18 protein-coding genes are annotated in these 18,461 nt (G+C 68.9%); 10 read left to right on the top strand and 8 right to left on the bottom strand.

From position 1 onward, the window contains the following. The first annotated feature begins 27 nt into the window (after nt 1-27). A complete protein-coding gene (locus ACTWJ5_RS02370) occupies nt 28-438 on the top strand; it encodes a GNAT family N-acetyltransferase (protein ID WP_074977896.1) in 411 nt (136 codons plus the stop codon). 109 nt (nt 439-547) lie between these two features. On the opposite strand, the gene ACTWJ5_RS02365 is transcribed toward ACTWJ5_RS02370, so the two are convergent. Continuing rightward, the gene (locus tag ACTWJ5_RS02365; RefSeq protein ID WP_116424740.1) at nt 548-1,210 is read right to left on the bottom strand and encodes a TetR/AcrR family transcriptional regulator; all 663 of its coding nucleotides are present in this window, start codon (nt 1,208-1,210) and stop codon (nt 548-550) included. A 242-nt stretch (nt 1,211-1,452) separates the two neighbouring features. Between ACTWJ5_RS02365 and ACTWJ5_RS02360 the strand changes: the two genes are divergently transcribed. From ACTWJ5_RS02360 to ggt, 6 genes are all read left to right on the top strand, one after another. Continuing rightward, nucleotides 1,453-2,883, top strand: coding sequence for a coniferyl aldehyde dehydrogenase (locus ACTWJ5_RS02360; protein WP_444437395.1), 1,431 nt, complete (start codon nt 1,453-1,455; stop codon nt 2,881-2,883). Nucleotides 2,884-2,916: 33 nt separating this feature from the next. Further along, nucleotides 2,917-3,462, top strand: a complete 546-nt coding sequence (locus ACTWJ5_RS02355) for a twin-arginine translocation pathway signal protein (protein WP_043269542.1) — start codon at nt 2,917-2,919, stop codon at nt 3,460-3,462. Between the two features lie 42 nt (nt 3,463-3,504). Continuing rightward, nucleotides 3,505-5,100, top strand: coding sequence for a GMC family oxidoreductase N-terminal domain-containing protein (locus ACTWJ5_RS02350; protein WP_444437394.1), 1,596 nt, complete (start codon nt 3,505-3,507; stop codon nt 5,098-5,100). 185 nt (nt 5,101-5,285) lie between these two features. Next, nucleotides 5,286-5,765, top strand: coding sequence for a pantetheine-phosphate adenylyltransferase (gene coaD / locus ACTWJ5_RS02345; protein WP_009615178.1), 480 nt, complete (start codon nt 5,286-5,288; stop codon nt 5,763-5,765). A gap of 123 nt (nt 5,766-5,888) precedes the next feature. Beyond that, nucleotides 5,889-6,140 carry a YfhL family 4Fe-4S dicluster ferredoxin gene (locus ACTWJ5_RS02340; protein ID WP_043269546.1) on the top strand — a complete coding sequence of 84 codons (252 nt, stop codon included), beginning with the start codon at nt 5,889-5,891 and terminating at the stop codon, nt 6,138-6,140. A 144-nt stretch (nt 6,141-6,284) separates the two neighbouring features. Beyond that, on the top strand, nt 6,285-7,988 hold the full coding sequence (gene ggt, locus ACTWJ5_RS02335; RefSeq protein WP_074977909.1) for a gamma-glutamyltransferase: 1,704 nt from the start codon (nt 6,285-6,287) through the stop codon (nt 7,986-7,988). A 1-nt stretch (nt 7,989) separates the two neighbouring features. Here ggt and ACTWJ5_RS02330 read toward each other — a convergent pair whose 3' ends face one another. From ACTWJ5_RS02330 to nudE, 6 genes are all read right to left on the bottom strand, one after another. Next, a complete protein-coding gene (locus ACTWJ5_RS02330; RefSeq protein ID WP_074977913.1) occupies nt 7,990-9,855 on the bottom strand; it encodes a Na/Pi cotransporter family protein in 1,866 nt (621 codons plus the stop codon). 45 nt (nt 9,856-9,900) lie between these two features. Continuing rightward, nucleotides 9,901-10,242, bottom strand: a complete 342-nt coding sequence (locus ACTWJ5_RS02325) for a hypothetical protein (protein WP_043269552.1) — start codon at nt 10,240-10,242, stop codon at nt 9,901-9,903. Between the two features lie 85 nt (nt 10,243-10,327). Further along, nucleotides 10,328-10,906 (bottom strand): lysophospholipid acyltransferase family protein, encoded by a 579-nt coding sequence (locus tag ACTWJ5_RS02320; protein ID WP_444437393.1) that lies wholly within the window; start codon nt 10,904-10,906, stop codon nt 10,328-10,330. Nucleotides 10,907-11,050: 144 nt separating this feature from the next. After that, complete coding sequence (gene mutM / locus ACTWJ5_RS02315; RefSeq protein WP_043313994.1) at nt 11,051-11,863, bottom strand: bifunctional DNA-formamidopyrimidine glycosylase/DNA-(apurinic or apyrimidinic site) lyase; 813 nt, start codon at nt 11,861-11,863, stop codon at nt 11,051-11,053. A gap of 403 nt (nt 11,864-12,266) precedes the next feature. Then, entirely contained in the window at nt 12,267-13,085 is an 819-nt protein-coding gene (gene cysQ, locus ACTWJ5_RS02310) for a 3'(2'),5'-bisphosphate nucleotidase CysQ (protein ID WP_116424734.1), read from the bottom strand. After that, the gene (gene nudE / locus ACTWJ5_RS02305; protein WP_009615159.1) at nt 13,085-13,651 is read right to left on the bottom strand and encodes an ADP compounds hydrolase NudE; all 567 of its coding nucleotides are present in this window, start codon (nt 13,649-13,651) and stop codon (nt 13,085-13,087) included. Before nudE ends, cysQ begins: the two co-directional genes overlap by 1 nt. A gap of 114 nt (nt 13,652-13,765) precedes the next feature. Here nudE and yrfG point away from each other — a divergent pair, with 114 nt between their 5' ends. Beyond that, on the top strand, nt 13,766-14,428 hold the full coding sequence (gene yrfG / locus ACTWJ5_RS02300; RefSeq protein ID WP_444437392.1) for a GMP/IMP nucleotidase: 663 nt from the start codon (nt 13,766-13,768) through the stop codon (nt 14,426-14,428). Between the two features lie 187 nt (nt 14,429-14,615). Here yrfG and lysM read toward each other — a convergent pair whose 3' ends face one another. Then, nucleotides 14,616-15,053 (bottom strand): peptidoglycan-binding protein LysM, encoded by a 438-nt coding sequence (gene lysM, locus ACTWJ5_RS02295; RefSeq protein WP_043269560.1) that lies wholly within the window; start codon nt 15,051-15,053, stop codon nt 14,616-14,618. A 242-nt stretch (nt 15,054-15,295) separates the two neighbouring features. On the opposite strand from lysM, the gene fdhD reads away from it, so the two are divergent. Beyond that, nucleotides 15,296-16,138 carry a formate dehydrogenase accessory sulfurtransferase FdhD gene (gene fdhD, locus ACTWJ5_RS02290; protein WP_261747125.1) on the top strand — a complete coding sequence of 281 codons (843 nt, stop codon included), beginning with the start codon at nt 15,296-15,298 and terminating at the stop codon, nt 16,136-16,138. Then, the gene (locus tag ACTWJ5_RS02285) at nt 16,135-18,456 is read left to right on the top strand and encodes an FdhF/YdeP family oxidoreductase (protein WP_444437391.1); all 2,322 of its coding nucleotides are present in this window, start codon (nt 16,135-16,137) and stop codon (nt 18,454-18,456) included. The genes fdhD and ACTWJ5_RS02285 overlap by 4 nt, the downstream gene beginning before the upstream one ends. Nucleotides 18,457-18,461 lie beyond the last annotated feature (5 nt).

Here is an 18,461-nt window from a genome sequence, read left to right as displayed (position 1 = left end):
AGCGCCAAAGGGCAAGGAGGGGAAGCCATGAGCGAAGCGACCATCCGGATCCACCGCGTCACCTCACTGAACGACGCCCAGTGCGTTGGCATAGCGGCACTCTACCGCACCGTCGGCTGGGGCCACCCGAACGACGCGGACGAATTGCGCGATCTCTGCGAATCTTCCGGCTACGTGCTACTGGCCAGCGAGGGCGAGCAGGTGGTCGGCCTGCTCCGCGCCGAGCCGGAGAACGCCCAGACCACCTGGCTGGCGGAGCTGGCCGTGCTGCCCGGCCACCAGGGCCGCGGCATCGGCACTTCGCTGATGCAGCGCCTCATCGCCGACCACCCCGGCGCGCGTCTGTACACCGACGCTACCGATGGGGTGGAAGGGTTCTTCCTCCGGCATGGTCTGGAACTGCGCCAGCCGCTGGTGCCGGGGCCGCGCAAAGATTGATACCGGCGGAGGCCGATTCGGCTTTTCGTAGGAGCGAGCTTGCTCGCTCCTACGAAAAGCCGAACGTTGGACGCCATCCGTGATCATCCCTGTGGATAACTCACGCCCCCTACGAAGAACTTTCCGTCAACGGCACATACAGCCTTTCGGCGATCCGCTCCACCGCCGCCTGCGAATCCTCGGCGATGTGCCCGCTCTCCAGCGCCAGCACCTGGTAGATGCCGCGCCGCAGCAGTTCCTCGCTGAGGTCGCCGGTGACTTCGTGGGTGGTGCAGAGGAAGCGCACCCAGGAGGTGAGGATGATCCAGGCGTTGAGGGTCAGGGCTTCCAGCTGGATTTCGTCCATCCGCAATATCCCGGCCTCGACGAAGCCGCGGTAGATGGCCTTGGCGTTCACCAGCGCGCGGCGGGCGAAGGCGCGGTAGGCCGCGGCCAGCTCCGCGTCGCTTTCCAGCAGGTGCTCCAGGTCGCGGTGCAGGAAGCGGTAGCGCCACATGGCTGCCAGCAGCGCCTCCAGGTAGAAGGTCTTGTCCTCGATGGTCAGCCCGCGGCCTTCGGGCAGGCGCAGGAAGTCATCGACGCGCGCCTCGTACTCGGCGAACAGCTCGGCGATGATCGCCTGCTTGTTGCGGAAGTGGTAGTACAGGTTGCCCGGGGACATGCCCAGGTGCGCGGCGATGTGGTTGGTGGTGACGCTGCGCTCGCCCTGGGCGTTGAACAGCGCCAGGCTCTCCTGGACGATGCGGTCGCGGGTCTTGATGCGTGGGGCCATGCGCGGACTCGGAATCACTCTTCTACGGCAAGGGGCAAAGGTACACGGATTGCTACGTGCGATGCAGCCGGCGTAACACTCCGGGCGGCCGCCCAGCTTTTCGTTGGGTGGGCCGCGCGACGATGACGCGGCATGCTATTTGACACTTTAGAGTAATTGCTCTAAAAATCCAGCGACAAGCACAACGCGAAGCGCCCCCACCCGGAGCGCTTCCCCCCAGCCGGTCCGCCGAGGAGCCCGCCATGGTCGCCGACATCGCCTACCTGCAGCAGACGCAGCAGGACATCAACCAGCTTCAGAGCCTGTTCGAGCGCCAGCGCCAGGCCTACCGCGCCAACCCGCAGCCCAGCGCCGGCCAGCGCCAGCAATGGCTCAAGAGCCTGGCCGACCTGCTGGTGCGCGAGCAGCAGCCGATCATCGAGGCCATTTCCCGCGACTTCAGCAACCGTTCCGCCGACGAGACCCTGCTCGCCGAGATCATGCCCAGCCTGCACGGCGTGCACTACGCGCGCAAACGCGTGGCGCGCTGGATGAAGCCCTCGCGGCGCAGCGTCAGCATGCAGTTCATGCCGGCCTCGGCGAAGGTGGTGTACCAGCCGCTGGGCGTGGCCGGGGTGATAGTGCCGTGGAACTACCCGCTGTTCCTTGCCATCGGCCCGCTGACCGCCGCGCTGGCCGCCGGCAACCGGGTGATGATCAAGATGAGCGAATCCACCCCGGCCACCGCCCAGGTGCTCAAGGAACTGCTGGCCAAGGTCTTCCCCGAGGACCTGGTGGCCGTGGTCCAGGGCGAGGTGGACGTCGGCGTGGCCTTCTCCAAGCTGCCCTTCGACCACCTGCTGTTCACTGGCGCCACCAGCGTCGGCAAGCACGTGATGCGCGCCGCGGCGGAGAACCTCACCCCGGTCACCCTGGAACTGGGTGGCAAGTCGCCGGCGCTGATCTCCGAGAACGTGCCGATGAAGGACGCCGCCGAGCGCATCGCCTTCGGCAAGTCGCTCAACGCCGGGCAGACCTGCGTGGCGCCGGACTACGTGCTGGTGCCGCAGCAGCGCGTCGAGGAGTTCGTCAGCGCCTACCGCGACGTGGTGCAGGGCTTCTTCCCGACGGTGGAGAACAACCCCGACTACACCGCCATCGTCAACGAACGCCAGCTGGCCCGCCTCAACGGCTACCTGAGCGATGCCGAGGCCAAGGGCGCGCAGGTCATCCGCCTGCTGCCGGAAGCCAGCGGGCGGCGCCTGCCCCAGGCGCTGCTGCTGAACGTCGACGACGACATGAAGGTGATGCAGGACGAGATCTTCGGCCCGCTGCTGCCGGTCATCCCCTACCAGCGCCTGGACGAGGCCCTGGCCTACATCAACGACCGGCCGCGACCACTGGCGCTGTACTACTTCGGCTACGACAAGCGCGAGCAGGAGCACGTGCTGGCGCAGACCCACTCCGGCGGCGTGTGCCTGAACGACACCCTGCTGCACGTCGCCCAGGACGACATGCCCTTCGGCGGCGTCGGCCCCTCCGGCATGGGCCACTACCACGGCCACGAAGGCTTCCTCACCTTCAGCAAGGCCAAGGCGGTGTTCAGCAAGCCGCGCTTCAACGCCGCCCGGGTGATCTACCCGCCCTACGGCAAGGCGCTGCAGAAACTGGTCTATAAGCTGTTCGTCCGCTGAAACCGCGTATTCCACCCAGGTGAAACAACAACAATGACAGACACCTCCCTGAGCGCGCCGGGACTTTCCCGGCGCGGCGTGCTCAAGATCGGCCTGCTCGGCGGCGCCTTCCTGGCCACCGCCGGCGTCACCGCCACCCTCAGCGGCTGCTCGGCCAGCACCCCGGCCAGCGGCATGAAGGTCATCCGCGAGTCCGACCTGCCCTTCCTTCGCGCCCTGATCCCGGTGATGCTGGCCGGCGCCGTGCCGGCCGAGCGCATGGCCGAGGCGGTGCAGGCCAGCCTCGCCGGCCTCGACCACACCCTCGACCACCTCTCGCCGGAAATGCTCAAGCTCACCGTGCAGTTGTTCGACGTGCTGGCCCTGCCGGTCACCCGCGGCCCGCTCACCGGCATCTGGGGCAGCTGGGAGAAGGCCAGCGCGGACGACGTGAAGCATTTCCTGGAACGCTGGCAGAACAGCTCCATCGGCCTGCTGAAGATGGGCCACAGCTCGCTGCTGCAGCTGGTGATGATGGCCTGGTACGGGCGCCCGGAATCCTGGGCGCACTGCGGCTACCCCGGGCCGCCGAAGGTCTGAGCCCCGCCACTCCCATAACAAGAATTCCCGAGAGTACCCCTGATGCCCGTACCCGATCTGTTCGCCGAGGGCCTGGCCCGCGGCTGGAAAGTCCACGATGGCTCGCGCCTGGACAACGACCTGACCCTGGAAGCCGACGTGGTCGTCATCGGCTCCGGCGCCGGTGGCGGCACCACCGCGGAAATCCTCAGCGGCGCCGGCTACAAGGTGCTGCTGGTGGAGGAAGGCCCTCTCAAGACCAGCTCCGACTTCAAGATGCAGGAGCCGGAGGCCTACTCCAGCCTGTACCAGGAAGGCATCGGGCGGATGAGCAAGGATGGCGCCATCACCATCCTCCAGGGCCGCGCCGTGGGCGGCACCACCCTGGTCAACTGGACCTCCAGCTTCCGAACCCCCGACGCCACCCTGGAGCACTGGGCCAGGGAACACGGGGTGAAGGGCCACGGCCCGGCGGAAATGGCCCCCTGGTTCGCGAAGATGGAAGAACGCCTGGGCGTGGCGCCCTGGATCATGCCGCCGAACTTCAACAACGACGTGATCCGCCGCGGCTGCGAGAAGCTCGGCTACCACTGGAAGGTCATCCCGCGCAACGTGCGCGGCTGCTGGAACCTCGGCTACTGCGGCATGGGCTGCCCGACCAACGCCAAGCAGTCGATGCTGGTCACCACCATCCCGGCCAGCCTGGACAAGGGCGGCGAGCTGCTGTTCCTGGCCCGCGCCAACCGCCTGTTGCACGACGGCGGCAAGGTCAGCGGCCTGGAATGCCTGGCCATGGACGCGCGCTGCGTGGCGCCCACCGGCCGCAAGATCACCGTCAAGGCGCGCCACTACGTGCTCGCCGGCGGCGGCATCAACAGCCCGGCGGTGCTGCTGCGCTCCAAGGCGCCGGACCCCAACGGCCGCGTCGGCCAACGCACCTTCCTGCACGTGGTGAACTTCAGCGCCGCGCAGTTCGACGAGGTGGTCAACCCCTTCTACGGCGCACCGCAGTCGATCTACTCCGACCACTTCCAGTGGGACGACGGCACCGCCGGGCACATGTCCTACAAGCTGGAAGTGCCGCCGCTGCAGCCGGCCCTGGCGGCCACCCTGCTCGGCCGCTTCGGCATCGACAACGCCCTGCGCATGGAACAGCTGCCGCACACCAACATGATCCTCGCCCTGATGCGCGACGGCTTCCACCCGGATAGCGCAGTGGGCAGCGTGAGCCTGCGCGGCGACGACACCCCGGTGCTCGACTACCGCATGACCGACTACACCTGGGACGGCATCCGCCGCGCCTTCCACACCATGGCCGAGGTGCAGTTCGCCGCCGGTGCCAAGGCCGTGCTGCCGCTGCACGCCGACGCCAGCTACGTGAAGACCCCGGCCGAGGCGCGCGCGCTGATCGACGGCCTGAGCCTTGAGCTGTACCGCACCCGCCTGGGCAGCGCCCACGTGATGGGCGGCTGCGCCATGGGCGAGGACCCGCAGCAATCGGTGTGCGACAGCCTCGGCCGCCACCACCAACTGGAGAACCTGTCGATCCACGACGGCTCGCTGTTCCCCACCAGCATCGGCGCCAACCCGCAGCTGTCGGTCTACGGCCTGACCGCGCAGCTGGCCAGCGGCCTCGCCGAGCGCCTGGCCAAGGCCTGAGCTCCGATCCCGGCGCGAAGGCTCTGCCACGGGCCTTGCGCGCCGGCCGGCGGTTTCCGCCGGGGAAAATCCGGTAGTCCGCGCCGGCGGGCACTACCAAGGTCGCTTGGCCCATCCGGGCTGCTGCGTTACCATCCAGCCCCGCCAATGCCCACGCCTGCCCCTTGAACCACCAGGACGCTGCGATGAACCGAGTGCTGTACCCGGGTACCTTCGACCCCATCACCAAAGGCCATGCCGACCTGGTCGAGCGGGCCTCGCGCCTGTTCGACCAGGTGATCATCGCCGTCGCCGCCAGCCCCAAGAAGAACCCCCTGTTCCCCCTGGAGCAACGGGTCGAGCTGGCGCGCCAGGTCACCTCGCACCTGCCCAACGTCGAAGTCGTCGGCTTCTCCACCCTGCTCGCGCACTTCGTCAAGGAACAGAACGCCAATATCCTGCTGCGCGGCCTGCGCGCGGTGTCGGACTTCGAGTACGAGTTCCAGCTGGCCAACATGAACCGCCAGCTCGCCCCGGACGTGGAGAGCATGTTCCTCACCCCGTCGGAGAAGTACTCGTACATCTCCTCGACCCTGGTGCGCGAGATCGCCGCCCTGGGTGGCGACATCACCAAGTTCGTCCATCCCGCGGTGTCCAGCGCCCTGGCCGAGCGCTTCAAGCGCTGACCAGGCGCCGCCAGGGAAGGCGGCAATTGATCCGGCCGGCGTGCAACGCGCACGCCAATGCGGCAAAATTGCAGCATTCCTGTTGCTGACAGCCTGGCCATGGGCCAAGGCCGGAGTTTTTCGATGTCCCTGAAAATCACCGACGATTGCATCAACTGCGACGTCTGCGAACCCGAGTGCCCGAACGGCGCCATCTCCCAGGGCGAGGAGATCTACGTGATCGATCCGAACCTGTGCACCGAGTGCGTCGGCCACTACGACGAGCCGCAGTGCCAGCAGGTCTGCCCGGTGGACTGCATCCCCCTCGACGATGCCCATGTCGAGAGCAAGGACGAGCTGATGCACAAGTACCTCAAGATCACCGGCAAGGCCTGACCTCGCGGGCTTGACAGGCGGATCGCCGAAATCCCGCGGGGCATTCGGCAACCGCGACGCGGCGGGATTGTCTATCCTCCCAATTCGCTCCCGTGGTTTTTCCCGGATGCCAGTCCGGGGCCACCCGACGATTCGTGAGATGCCATGTCCCTGCTGAACCACAGTTTCCGTTCCCTCGCCCTCGCCTGCGGCCTGTTGCTGCTCGGCGCCGCCAGCGTCCATGCCGCCAGCCAGCCGGTCGCCCAGGCCACCGTGGCCAGCGCCCACCCGGCGGCCACCGTGGCCGGCCTGGAAACCCTCGCCGGCGGCGGCAACGCCTTCGACGCCGCGGTGGCCATCGCCGCCGCCCTGGCGGTGGCCGAACCCTACAGCTCGGGCCTGGGCGGTGGCGGCTTCTTCCTGCTGCGCCAGGCCGGGCCGACGCCCAGCTACCGTTTCATCGACGCCCGCGAGCGCGCGCCTCTGGCCGCCAGCGCGCAGATGTACGTGCGCAACGGCAAGGTGCAGCCGGAACTGTCGCTGAACGGCCCGCTGGCCGCCGCCATCCCCGGCCTGCCCGCGGCCCTGGTGGAACTCACCAGCCGCTTCGGCCGCAAGCCGCTGGCCGACAACCTGGTGCCGGCGATCCGCCTGGCCACCGACGGCGTTTCCGTCGACCGCATCTACATCACCCGCGCCGCCGGCCGCCTGGAAGCCATGCGCAAGGACCGCGAGACCTCGCGCATCTTCCTGCAGCAGGGCAACCTGCCCGAGGAATGGGACCTGCTGCGCCAGCCGGACCTGGCCAACACCCTGTCGCGCCTGGCGCGCTACGGTCGCAGCGGCTTCTATGAAGGCGAAACGGCGGAGCAACTGGTGCAGGGCGTGCGCGCCGCCGGCGGCGTCTGGAGCCTGGAAGACCTGCGCAGCTACCAGGTGGTGGAACGCCAGCCGCTGCGCTACCCGCTGGGCGACGGCCGCGAGCTGGTCAGCGCGCCGCCACCCTCGGCCGGCGGCGTGGCCATCGCCCAGAGCCTGGGCATGCTGGCCCAGCTGCCCTGGCAGAAAGCCGAGCCCATCCAGCGCGTGCACTACGTGGCCGAGGTCCTGCGCCGCGCCTACCACGACCGCAGCATGCTCGGCGACCCGGACCGCATCGCCAACCCGGTGCAGCAACTGCTCGCCCCCGACTACCTCAAGCGCCTGGCCGCCGGCATCGACCCGCGCCGCGCCACGCCCAGCGCGTCCCTGCCGCCGGCGCCGAGCTGGCGCGAAGGCGACCACACCACGCACTTCGTGGTGATCGACGAACAGGGCAACGCGGTGGCCGCCACCCTCTCGGTGAACCTGCCGTTCGGCTCCACCTTCACCCCGCCCGGCACCGGCGTGCTGCTCAACGACGAAATGGACGACTTCGCCGCCGACATCCAGGGCAGCAACGCCTACGGCCTGGCCGGCAGCGCGGCCAACGCCATCGCCCCCGGCAAGCGTCCGCTGTCGAGCATGAGCCCAAGCTTCATCGAAAGCCCCGACGAGCTGGCGGCCTTCGGCACCCCGGGCGGCAGCCGCATCCCCAGCATGGTGCTGCTCGCCATGCTGCAGTACCTGGACGGCCGCTCGGTGCAGAGCTGGGTGGGCGCGCCGCGCTACCACAACCAGTACCTGCCCGACGTGCTGGAGCACGAGCCGCGCACCTTCACCGAAGCGCAGAAAGCCGAGCTGAACGGCCGTGGCTACAGCCTCAAGGAAGTCGCCCCGTCCTACGGCAACCAGCAGGTGCTGCTGTGGCGCAAGAAGACCGGGAACGTGGATGCCGCCAGCGACCCGCGCGGCATCGGCCTGGCCGCCGGGACCACGGTGCACTACTGAGTCAGGGCACCAGCAGCGAAGGCGCCCCGTCGGCATCGCGCTCGGGCAGGGCGCCGTCCAGGCCCTGCTCGACGCGCAGCTGCAGCACGTTGCGCAGGCTCTGCACGATACGGCTGGCGTAACCCAGGTCATTCATCAGCGAGCTGGTCTGGGCGCCGTCCAGCTCGTGGCGGCGCACCGCGGCGAACAGGCGGTTGCGGAAGGCGCCGTCGAACTCCGCGGCCTGTTCGTCGAACAGCGCCAGGCGCGCGGCCCAGGCGCCTTCCGGCAGCTGGCGGGGGTCGAGGGCGCCGATGGCGCGCACCTCGCGCAGCGCGCCCAGCAGGTGGCGGCGCAGCTCCAGATAGCATTCCCGCGCCACCGAAGGCTCGCCCTGCAGCGCCCTCCCCAGGTTCTTCTGCAGGTGCTTGGCGTCCTTAACCGCGTCCACCAGTTGCAGCGCCGCCACCTGGCAGGCCATCCAGAAATGCTGGTGCGCCTCGTCCAGCGGCGTTTCCAGGCGCCCCATGAAGCTCAACAGGTCGCCGTACACGCCCTTGATGTGCTGCTGGTAGAGCGCCTGGGCGTCCATGGCGAAGCGCTCCGGCCCGGCATGCAGGGCGGCCTCGTCCACCTTCGGCTGGTTGAGCAGGTCCACCGGCAGGTAGAGCGCGTGGCAGATCACCTCGATGCTCAGGCGCCCGAGGTGCTGCAGCTCCTGGGTCACCGCGCTGGCGGCGGCGTCCGCCGAGTCCAGGGCGCGCTCGCTGAGGTAGCGCGCATGGGTGCGCTCCGGCAGTTGCACCGCGGTCGCCGGGGCCAGGTCGGTGATCAGCACCGAAGGCTCCTCGACGTCCGGCAGCCAGCGGATCAGCCACTGCGCCAGGCGCGTCTGCAACGGCCAGAACAGCAGCACGCCCATGCCGTTGAACAGGGTGTGGAAAGCCGCCAGCTGGATCAGCAGGTTGTCGCCCAGGCCGACCTGGGCGGTCAGCCAGCGCACCAGCCAGGTCAGCGGCGCCAGCAGGACGAAGGCGAGCACCCCGCTGACCAGATTGAACAGCACATGGGCCAGGGCCAGGCGCTGGCCGTTGCGGTTGCCGCCCAGGGAGCCGACGAAGGCGGTGGTCACGCTGCTGCCAACGTTGGAACCGATGGCGATGGCCAGGCTCTGGCCCAGCTCCAGCTGGCCGCCGGCCAGCGCGGCGAGGGTCAGCATCAGGGTGGCGTGGCTGGACTGCAGCACCACGGTGACCAGGGTGCCGATGCCGACGAACAGCAGGGCGCCCAGCACGCCTTCGGCCTGCAGGCCGGTCATGTCCATGGCGTCGCCGAAGCTGGAGAAGCCTTCCTTGATCTGGTCGATGCCGAGGAAGATGAAGGCGATGCCCATGAGGATGCGCCCGGCGGCCTTGCTCTTGGGCCCGTTGAAGCTGGCCAGCACGCCGAACACCAGCAGCGGCAGGGCCAGCGGGCTCAGGCTGAGGTTCTGCCCGGCCAGGGCCAGCAGCCAGATGCCGCTGGTGGCGCCGAGGTTGGCGCCGAAGAGGATGGCGATGCCGCTGGCCAGCTGGATCAGCCCGGTGCTGATGAAGGCGATGGTGAGCAGCGAGACCAGGGTGCTGGACTGCAGCACGAAGGTGCCGCACAGGCCGAACAGCAGGCTTTTGGACGGCGTCGAGGTGCTGCGTTCGAGCCACAGCTCCAGCTGGCTGCCGGCCAGGTCGCGCAGGCCCTCCTCCAGGCACTGCATGCCGAACAGGAACAGCGCCAGGCCCGCGCCCAGCTGCAGCAGCCCGGCGCTGGACCAGAAGGCGTAGCCGAGCCCGCCCGCCGCCAGCAGCAGGAGCAGCGGGCGCAGGTGCTTCTTCAGTTCGCTACGGGCCATGGCCCCCTCGGGAAGGGCGCGCCGGCGTACCGGCGCGACAGAGGATCAGTCCTGCTTGTAGCCGCTTTCGGTGCAGCCCAGGCAGCGCACGAAGGTGGCCTTGCCCGGGTCCACCACCAGCGCCTGGCCGGCTTCCTTGACGTTGCCGCCCAGGGCGGTGAACGGCAGGCTGACGATGAAGGCCGCGGTGCCGATCACGGTGGCGCCCAGCAGCAGCGGGCGGGCGATGATCAGGTCGCCGAGCATCTTGTAGAACGGCGGCGAATCGGTGCTGTAGATCGGGTCCCCGCTGGAGGTGTTGCTGATCGCGTCGGAGGCCTGGGCGGTAACGGCCGACAGACCGAAGGTCAGGGCCAGAACGACGGCCAGGGCGCGGAACAGGTTCATGGCGTAAATCCTTTTTTATGCTGGGTTGGCAGGCAGACTGCCATTAACTATATCAGCGCGACAGGGCTTGTCAGCGTGATGGCCATCAACCGCCGAGGAAGGCGTACTCCGGCTTCCTCGGCACGAAGGGGCGGTAGAAGGCCAGCATCCGCTGCAGGTCGGCGGCCTCGTCGCCGCTCGGCCGGAACGGCTCGCCGATGACGATGCGGCGGTTGCCGTAGTCCAGCGCCGCCAGCACCACCGGCACGCCGGCGCCGCGGGCGATGTGGTAGAAGCCCATCTTCCAGCGCTCGACCTTCTTGCGCGTGCCCTCGGGGGAGATGATCAGGATCATCTCGCGGCTGTCGCGGAAGGCCTGCACCGCCTGCTCCACGGTGTTCAGCTTGAGGTGGCGCTGGATCGGGATGCCGCCCCAGCGCCGCAGCAGGCCGCCGAACGGCCGGCGGAACAGGGTGTGCTTGGCGAACCAGCGGGCGTTCAGGCGCAGCACGAACTTGGCCGCCAGGAACAGCATGAAATCCCAGTTGGAGGTGTGGTGCGCGCCTATCACCACGAACTTGTCGAGGGGCGGCAGCGCGCCTTCGATGCGCCAGCCGGCGGCCTTGAGCATGCTGTGGCCGAGCCATTCGGCGAAAGGATTGCGGGGCAGGTAGTTGCCGGACATCGATGGACCTTCTTGTTGTTATGGGGGCAGGGCAGGGTTCGCGAGCAAGCTCGCTCCTACAGGCGGCCGCTCTTCGTAGGAGCGAGGGGGACGCCTAGTTCTTGCTCGCGAACCGCCCAATAGCAATAGCGGAAAAGCGCCCGCTCAGCGTTGGCAGCGCGGACAGTAGACGCTGGCGCGCTGGCCCAGGCGCACCTCGCGCAGGGTACTGCCGCAGACCTTGCAGAACTCCCCGCCGCGGCCGTAGACGAACAGCTCCTGCTGGAAGTAGCCGGGCTGGCCATCGCCGCCGACGAAGTCGCGCAGGGTGGTGCCGCCGCGCTCGATGGCGATGGCCAGGATGCGCTTGATCTCCTCGGCGAGCTTCAGGTAGCGCGCCCGCGAAATGCTCCCGGCCTCGCGGCGCGGGTCGATGCCGGCGGCGAACAGCGCCTCGGTGGCGTAGATGTTGCCCACCCCGACCACCACGGCGTTGTCCATGATGAACGGCTTGACCGCCATGCTGCGCCCGCGGGACAGCTGGTACAGGCGCTCGCCCTCGAAGGCGTCGGTCAGCGGTTCCGGGCCCAGGTGGCGCAGCAGCTCGTGCTCCAGCGGCGCCTGGCTCCAGAGCAGCGCGCCGAAGCGCCGCGGGTCGGTGTAGCGCAGCGCCAGGCCCGACTCCAGCTCGATGTCCACGTGCTCGTGCTTGGCCGGCGCCAGGCCGCACTCCACCAGGCGCAGGCTGCCGGACATGCCCAGGTGGCTGATCAGCGTGCCCGCCTCGGCCTCCAGCAGCAGGTACTTGGCGCGCCGCGTGACCTGCAGGATGCGCTGCCCGGACAGGCGCACGTCCAGGTCCTCGGGCACCGGCCAGCGCAGGCGCCGGTCGCGGACCACCACGCGGCTGACGCGCTGGCCTTCGAGGTAGGGCGCGATGCCCCGGCGGGTGGTTTCGACTTCGGGTAATTCAGGCATGGAAAGTCACGGCGATGATGATCTGTCGGTAGGCGCAAGCTTGCTCGCGAACCGCTTCGCTTGCCAGTAGGAGCGGGCCCTGCCCGCGATTTCGCGCGCAGGGCGCGTCCTACATGGGAATGGCGCGGAGGCGTGGCGTAGGAGCGGATCTTATCCGCGAATCGCGCCGGTGTGTCCGGCTATCGCGGACAAGGTCCGCTCCTACGGGAAGCACCATGCCTCATGTTGAACTGTAGGAACGGGCCCTGCCCGCGATTTCGCGCGCAGGGCGCGCTCCTACATGGGAATGGCGCGGAGGCGTGGCGTAGGAGCGGATCTTATCCGCGAACCACGCCGGTGTGTCCGGCTATCGCGGACAAGGTCCGCTCCTACGGGAAGCGATTTCGCGCGCAGGCGCGGGAAATCAATCCAGCGCGCGAGCCAGCTGGATCAGTTCGTCGCGCCAGGCCGCCGCCTTCGGCAGGGCCAGGAAGGAGCCGTTCAGGTAATCCTCGCGGGCCTCGTAGGTGAAGGCTTCGCCACGCAGGTCCAGCACTTCGCCGCCGGCGCCCTCCAGCACGCCCTGGGCCGCCGCGGTGTCCCACTGCGAGGTGGGCGCCAGGCGCGGGTAGCAGTCGGCCGAGCCTTCGGCCAGCAGGCAGAATTTCAGCGAGCTGCCGATATTGGCCAGCTCCAGGTCGCCGAAGCGCTCGCCCAGACCGGCCAGCAGGCGCTCCTGGGCCGGGCTGGAGTGGCGCTTGCTGGCCACCACGGTGAAGGCTTCGGCGGGCGCGTTGCGCACGCTGATCGGTTCGACCGCGCCGCTCGCGTCCCGGCGCCAGGCGCCCAGGCCGGCGCCGCCGTAGTAGCAGCGGCCGGTAGCCGGAATGCCGACCACGCCGAACAGCACCTTGCCGTGCTCGATGAGGGCGACGTTGACGGTGAATTCCTCGCTGCCGGCGATGAACTCCTTGGTGCCGTCCAGCGGGTCGACCAGCCACCAGCGCGACCACTGGCTGCGCTCGGCCAGGGCGATGGCGCAATCCTCCTCGGACAGCACCGGCACCTCCGGCGCCAGCGCCCGCAGGCCTTCTTCCAGCACGCGGTGGGCGGCCAGGTCGGCGGCGGTCACCGGCGAGGCGTCGGCCTTCTCGTCCACTTTCAGTTCGCTGCGCCAGAACGGCAGGATGACTTCGCCGGCGCGCTGCGCCAGCGCCACGACGGATGGAATCAGGTCTTGCATCAGAGCTGCAGCTCCCCACGCTGGATCAGGATGTCGCGCACCAGGTACAGCGCGGCCAGGGCGCGGCCTTCGCTGAAGGCGGCGTTCTGCGCCAGGCTGGACAGCTCGCGCAGGTTGATGCGGTCCACCCGCAGCGGCTCGGGTTCGTCGCCCGGCAGGCTTTCGGCGTAGAGGTCGCGGGCCAGCACCACCTGGATGCGCTGGCTCATGTAGCCCGGCGACAGCGACAGCTCGGTGATGTACTCCAGCTGCCCGGCGCCGTAGCCGGCTTCTTCCTTCAGCTCGCGGTTGGCCGCGGCCAGCACGTCCTCGCCCGGTTCCACCAGGCCCTTGGGCAGCGACAGCTGGTATTCGTCGACGCCGGCGCAGTATTCCTCCACCAGCACGGCGTGCTCGGCGTCCAGCAGCGCCACCACCATCACCGCGCCATAACCCTGGCCTTTGCCCACCAGGCGCTCATAGGTCCGCTCGACGCCGTTGGCGAAGCGCAACTGCAGCTCTTCGACTGCGAACAGGCGGCTCTTGGCGACGATCTCGCGGGCGAGCACCTCGGGTTTCTGACGCATGGGACGACTCCTGGGGCGGGTCCGGGTGGGCTATGATACCCGCCTTTTCCGATAATCCGTGCCGAACCTTGCGCCCCGACGGCGACAGGGCGGCACTTCGCGACAGGGCAGAGCATGCCACGCCTGGACTGGGCCGGGATCGACAGCGTCTTGCTGGACATGGACGGCACCCTTCTCGACCTGCACTTCGACAACCATTTCTGGCTCGAGCACCTGCCGCAGCGCTATGCCGAGCACCACGGCATCAGCCGCGAGCAGGCCGACGCCGAGCTGCTGCCGCTGTTCCGCGACAACGCCGGGCAGCTCAACTGGTATTGCCTGGACTTCTGGAGCCGCGAACTGAAGCTGCCGGTCCGCGACCTCAAGCGCGAGGTGGCGCACCTGATCGCCCTGCGCCCGGACGCCGACACCTTCCTCGCCGCCCTGCGCCGCGCCGGCAAGCGCGTGGCGCTGATCACCAACGCGCACCGCGATTCGCTGTCGCTGAAGCTGGAGCGGGTGGAGCTGGCGCCCTGGTTCGACCGCCTGATCAGCTCCCACGACTACGGCTTCCCCAAGGAAGACCAGCAGTTCTGGCAGGCCCTGCGCGCCGACTTCGGCTTCGAGCCGGCGCGCAGCCTGTTCATCGACGACAGCCTGCCGATCCTGCGCAGCGCCTGCGCCTTCGGCGTGGCCCACCTGCTGGCAGTACGCCAGCCGGACAGCCGCCAGGGGGCGAAGGACACGGCGGAATTCGCGGCGGTGGAAGACTACCGCAGCCTGATCGAGGACCTGTAGGAGCGGGCCCTGCCCGCGAATCGCGCGCAAGGCGCGCTCCTACAAGGGAGGCCTGGTGTCAGAGTCTCTGGATCCCCGCGTTCGCGGGGACGACGTCGGAAAATACGAATCTTGATCCCGTCACTCCCGCGAACGCGGGAGCCCAGAGGCTATCGCGGATAAATCCGCTCCTACGGGTGCTGTAGCCTTACTCCGGAATCCGCAGCACCTGCCCCGGGTAGATCTTGTCCGGGTGGCTGAGCATCGGCTTGTTGGCCTCGAAAATCTTCATGTAGGCATTGGCGTTGCCGTACTCGGCCTTGGCGATGGCGCTCAGGGTGTCGCCCTTCTTCACCGTCACGAAGCGCGCCGCCGGCGCCGCCTGGGGCACGCTGATGCTGTCCTCGACGCCGGCCACGCCCTCGACGTTGCCCAGGGCCAGGAGAATCTTCTCCTTCTCTTCCTGGCTGGCCGCCTCGCCGCTGACGATCACCTTGTCGCCCTCGACGCTGACCTGGATGTTCGGGTTGCCCAGGCCGACCTTGGCCACGTGCTCCTTCAGCGAATCGGCGGCCTGCGCCTTGTCGCCCAGCAGGCCGCCCAGCAGTTTCTCACCGGCTTCCTTAACGAATGACAGAATGCCCATGTCCTTTCTCCTTGCGGTTACGGTTTCCAGCGGCCGGCTCCAGGCCGCCCGCGCCGCCAGGAAGTCTAGACGCCACCCGGGGAGACAACGATAGGAGTTGTCCGAAAGCCGGCGGCAACCGACGGAACGCCCCGCCCAGCCTCGTGATAGACGCCATCGATCAAGGCATAGGCGCAGCCGATTAGACACCCTCGGCCCCCAGGCTTAGGCTGGGGCCATTATTCGAATACAGTGCCCACCCCATGCCTTGCCAGCCAGATCGCCCGGCGCCCGCGGATGCCGCAGCCGAGGGCGCCTACGCCTATGCCGAACTGGGCAGCGGGCCCGCTTCCGGCAGCGCCGTACTGGCCGAGGAAGTGGCCCTGGCCATCGCCTACAACGGCCTGAGCCAGGCCGTAATGATGGCCTCGCCCGGCGACCTCGAGGATTTCGTCCGCGGCTTCAGCCTGAGCGCCGGCCTGGTCGAGTCCATCGACGACATCTATGACATCCGCCTGAAGCGCCTCGCCGATGCCATCAGCGTCGACGTGCAGATCACCAACCGCGCCTTCTGGGCGCTCAAGCGCCTGCGCCGGCGCCTGGCCGGCACCAGCGGCTGCGGCCTGTGCGGCGTGGAGGCGCTGGAACAGGCGCTGCCCGAACTGCGCCCGCTGGAGCCGGCGCCGCTGCCGCCGGCGGCCCACCTGCAGGGCCTGCGCCAGCGTATCGACCAGGCGCAGAGCCTGGCGCAGCGCAGCGGCGCGCTGCACGCGGCGCTCTATGTCGACGGCACCGGCAGCATCGTCCTGTGCCGCGAGGACATCGGCCGGCACAACGCCCTGGACAAACTGATAGGCGCGCTCAAGCAGCAACGCCTGGACTGCCGCGAGGGCTTCGCGGTGGTCACCAGCCGCTGCAGCCTGGAGCTGATCCAAAAGGCCGTGCGCGCCGGCATCGCCACCCTGGTCAGCCTGTCCGCGCCCAGCGCGCTCACCGTCGAGTGGGCGCGCGGGCACCGGCTGAACCTGGTCCACCTCCCCCACCACAACGCGCCGCGGGTCTACAGCCCGGCGCCGGCCTCCCACCGACACCCGACATCCCGATGAGCCTGCAACCGATCAACCCCCGTTACCAACCCTACAAGGGCCCGGCAGCCGGCTGGGGCGCTCTGATCAGCGTCACGCGCTTCTGGCTGGACAGCAAGCAGCCGTTCAAGAACCTGCGCGCGCTGCTCAAGACCAACCAGAACGGCGGCTTCGACTGCCCCGGCTGCGCCTGGGGCGACTCCCCCGAGGACGGCCGGGTGAAGTTCTGCGAGAACGGCGCCAAGGCGGTGAACTGGGAAGCCACCAAGCGCCGCGTGGACGCCGCCTTCTTCGCCCGCCACAGCGTCAGCGCGCTGCGCGAGCAGAGCGACTACTGGCTGGAGTACCAGGGCCGGCTGACCGAGCCGATGCGCTACGACCGCGCCAGCGACCGCTACGTGCCGGTGAGCTGGGACGAGGCCTTCGCCCTGGTGGCCAAGCACCTGAACAGCCTGGAAAGCCCCGACCAGGCCGAGTTCTACACCTCCGGCCGGGCCAGCAACGAGGCGGCCTTCCTCTACCAGCTGTTCGTCCGCGCCTTCGGCACCAACAACTTCCCCGACTGCTCGAACATGTGCCACGAGGCCAGCGGCGTGGCCCTGGGGCAAAGCGTCGGGGTCGGCAAGGGCACCGTCACCTTCGACGACTTCGAGCACGCCGACGCCATCTTCGTGTTCGGCCAGAACCCCGGCACCAACCACCCGCGCATGCTCGAACCACTGCGCGAGGCGGTGAAGCGCGGCGCCCAGGTGGTGGCCTTCAACCCGCTCAAGGAGCGCGGCCTGGAGCGCTTCCAGCACCCGCAGCACGCCCTGGAGATGCTGACCAACGGCTCCGAGCCGCTGAACACCGCGTTCTTCCGCCCCGCCCTGGGCGGCGACATGGCCGCCGTGCGCGGCATGGCCAAGTTCCTCCTGCAGTGGGAGCGCGAGGCCCAGGCCAAGGGCGAGCCGGCGGTGTTCGACCACGCCTTCATCGCCGAACACACCCATGGCGTCGAGGCCTACCTGGCCGAGCTGGACGCCACCGCCTGGGACGCCATCGAGCGCCAGTCGGGCCTGAGCCTGGCCGAGATCGAGACGGCGGCGACCATGTACCGCCGCGCCGAGCGCGTGATCATGTGCTGGGCCATGGGCCTGACGCAGCACCGCCATTCGGTGCCGACCCTCCAGGAAGTGGTCAACCTGCAGCTGCTGCGCGGCAACATCGGCCGGCCCGGCGCCGGCCTGTGCCCGGTGCGTGGCCACAGCAACGTGCAGGGCGACCGCACCATGGGCATCAACGACCGGCCGCCGGCGGCGCTGCTCGATGCCCTGGAGAAACGCTTCGCCTTCCAGGTGCCGCGGCACAACGGCCACAACACCGTGGAAGCCATCAACGCCATGCTCGAAGGCAAGGCGCGGGCGTTCATCGGCCTGGGCGGCAACTTCGCCCAGGCCACCCCGGACAGCCCGCGCACCCACCGCGCCCTGGCGAGCTGCGCGCTGACCGTGCACATCAGCACCAAGCTCAACCGCAGCCACCTGACCTGCGGCGAAGACGCTCTGATCCTGCCCTGCCTCGGCCGCACCGACATCGACCGCCAGGCCGGCGGCCCGCAGGCGGTGACCGTGGAAGACTCCTTCAGCATGCTCCACGCCTCCTTTGGCCAGTTGGAGCCGCTTTCGGCGCAGATGCGCTCGGAACCGGCGATCATCGCCGGCATGGCCAAGGCCACCCTGGGCAACCACCCGGTGGACTGGGACGCGCTGATCGCCGACTACGACCGCATCCGCGAGCTGATCGCCGACACCATCCCCGGCTTCGCCGGCTTCAACCAGCGGGTCAAGCACCCGGGCGGCTTCTACCTGGGCAACGCAGCCCGGGAGCGGCGCTGGAACACCGCCAGCGGCCTGGCCAACTTCAGCGCCGCGCCGCTGCCCGAGGACCTGCTGCCGGAGCAGGTGCGGCGCACCGGCGAGCGCCCGCACCTGATCCTCCAGACACTGCGCTCCCACGACCAGTACAACACCACCATCTACGGCCTGGACGACCGCTACCGCGGCGTGCGCGGCCAGCGCGAGGTGGTCTTCGCCAACGAGGCGGACATCCGCCGGCTGGGCTTCGAGCCCGGGCAGAAGGTGGACATGGTTTCCCTGTGGGACGATGGCGTGGAACGGCGGGTCAGCGGCTTCACCCTGCTGGCGTTCGACGTCCCGGAGGGCCAGGCGGCCGCCTACTACCCGGAGACCAACCCGCTGGTGCCGCTGGAAAGCCACGGCGAAGGCAGCTTCACCCCAACCTCGAAGTTCGTCGCGGTGCGCCTGGAAAACGCCCGGGACGACGGCCGCATCTTCTGAGGCTG

Source organism: Pseudomonas sp. A6, assembly GCF_052367875.1.
GTDB classification, from domain to species: Bacteria; Pseudomonadota; Gammaproteobacteria; order Pseudomonadales; family Pseudomonadaceae; genus Pseudomonas; species Pseudomonas citronellolis.
The sequence above is the reverse complement of the archived record's forward strand: the minus strand, read 5'-3'. Positions and strand labels throughout refer to the sequence as shown.

What these genes read in the sequence shown, in the direction of transcription:
- ACTWJ5_RS02365 (WP_116424740.1), bottom strand. Translation starts at nt 1,210, where the DNA reads ATGGCCCCACGCATCAAGACCCGCGACCGCATCGTCCAGGAGAGCCTG.
- ACTWJ5_RS02330 (WP_074977913.1), bottom strand. Translation starts at nt 9,855, where the DNA reads ATGGCCCGTAGCGAACTGAAGAAGCACCTGCGCCCGCTGCTCCTGCTG.
- ACTWJ5_RS02340 (WP_043269546.1), top strand. Translation starts at nt 5,889, where the DNA reads ATGTCCCTGAAAATCACCGACGATTGCATCAACTGCGACGTCTGCGAA.
- lysM (WP_043269560.1), bottom strand. Translation starts at nt 15,053, where the DNA reads ATGGGCATTCTGTCATTCGTTAAGGAAGCCGGTGAGAAACTGCTGGGC.
- ACTWJ5_RS02360 (WP_444437395.1), top strand. Translation starts at nt 1,453, where the DNA reads ATGGTCGCCGACATCGCCTACCTGCAGCAGACGCAGCAGGACATCAAC.
- ACTWJ5_RS02355 (WP_043269542.1), top strand. Translation starts at nt 2,917, where the DNA reads ATGACAGACACCTCCCTGAGCGCGCCGGGACTTTCCCGGCGCGGCGTG.
- nudE (WP_009615159.1), bottom strand. Translation starts at nt 13,651, where the DNA reads ATGCGTCAGAAACCCGAGGTGCTCGCCCGCGAGATCGTCGCCAAGAGC.
- mutM (WP_043313994.1), bottom strand. Translation starts at nt 11,863, where the DNA reads ATGCCTGAATTACCCGAAGTCGAAACCACCCGCCGGGGCATCGCGCCC.
- ACTWJ5_RS02285 (WP_444437391.1), top strand. Translation starts at nt 16,135, where the DNA reads ATGAGCCTGCAACCGATCAACCCCCGTTACCAACCCTACAAGGGCCCG.
- ggt (WP_074977909.1), top strand. Translation starts at nt 6,285, where the DNA reads ATGTCCCTGCTGAACCACAGTTTCCGTTCCCTCGCCCTCGCCTGCGGC.
- cysQ (WP_116424734.1), bottom strand. Translation starts at nt 13,085, where the DNA reads ATGCAAGACCTGATTCCATCCGTCGTGGCGCTGGCGCAGCGCGCCGGC.
- ACTWJ5_RS02350 (WP_444437394.1), top strand. Translation starts at nt 3,505, where the DNA reads ATGCCCGTACCCGATCTGTTCGCCGAGGGCCTGGCCCGCGGCTGGAAA.
- ACTWJ5_RS02370 (WP_074977896.1), top strand. Translation starts at nt 28, where the DNA reads ATGAGCGAAGCGACCATCCGGATCCACCGCGTCACCTCACTGAACGAC.
- fdhD (WP_261747125.1), top strand. Translation starts at nt 15,296, where the DNA reads ATGCCTTGCCAGCCAGATCGCCCGGCGCCCGCGGATGCCGCAGCCGAG.
- yrfG (WP_444437392.1), top strand. Translation starts at nt 13,766, where the DNA reads ATGCCACGCCTGGACTGGGCCGGGATCGACAGCGTCTTGCTGGACATG.
- ACTWJ5_RS02325 (WP_043269552.1), bottom strand. Translation starts at nt 10,242, where the DNA reads ATGAACCTGTTCCGCGCCCTGGCCGTCGTTCTGGCCCTGACCTTCGGT.
- ACTWJ5_RS02320 (WP_444437393.1), bottom strand. Translation starts at nt 10,906, where the DNA reads ATGTCCGGCAACTACCTGCCCCGCAATCCTTTCGCCGAATGGCTCGGC.
- coaD (WP_009615178.1), top strand. Translation starts at nt 5,286, where the DNA reads ATGAACCGAGTGCTGTACCCGGGTACCTTCGACCCCATCACCAAAGGC.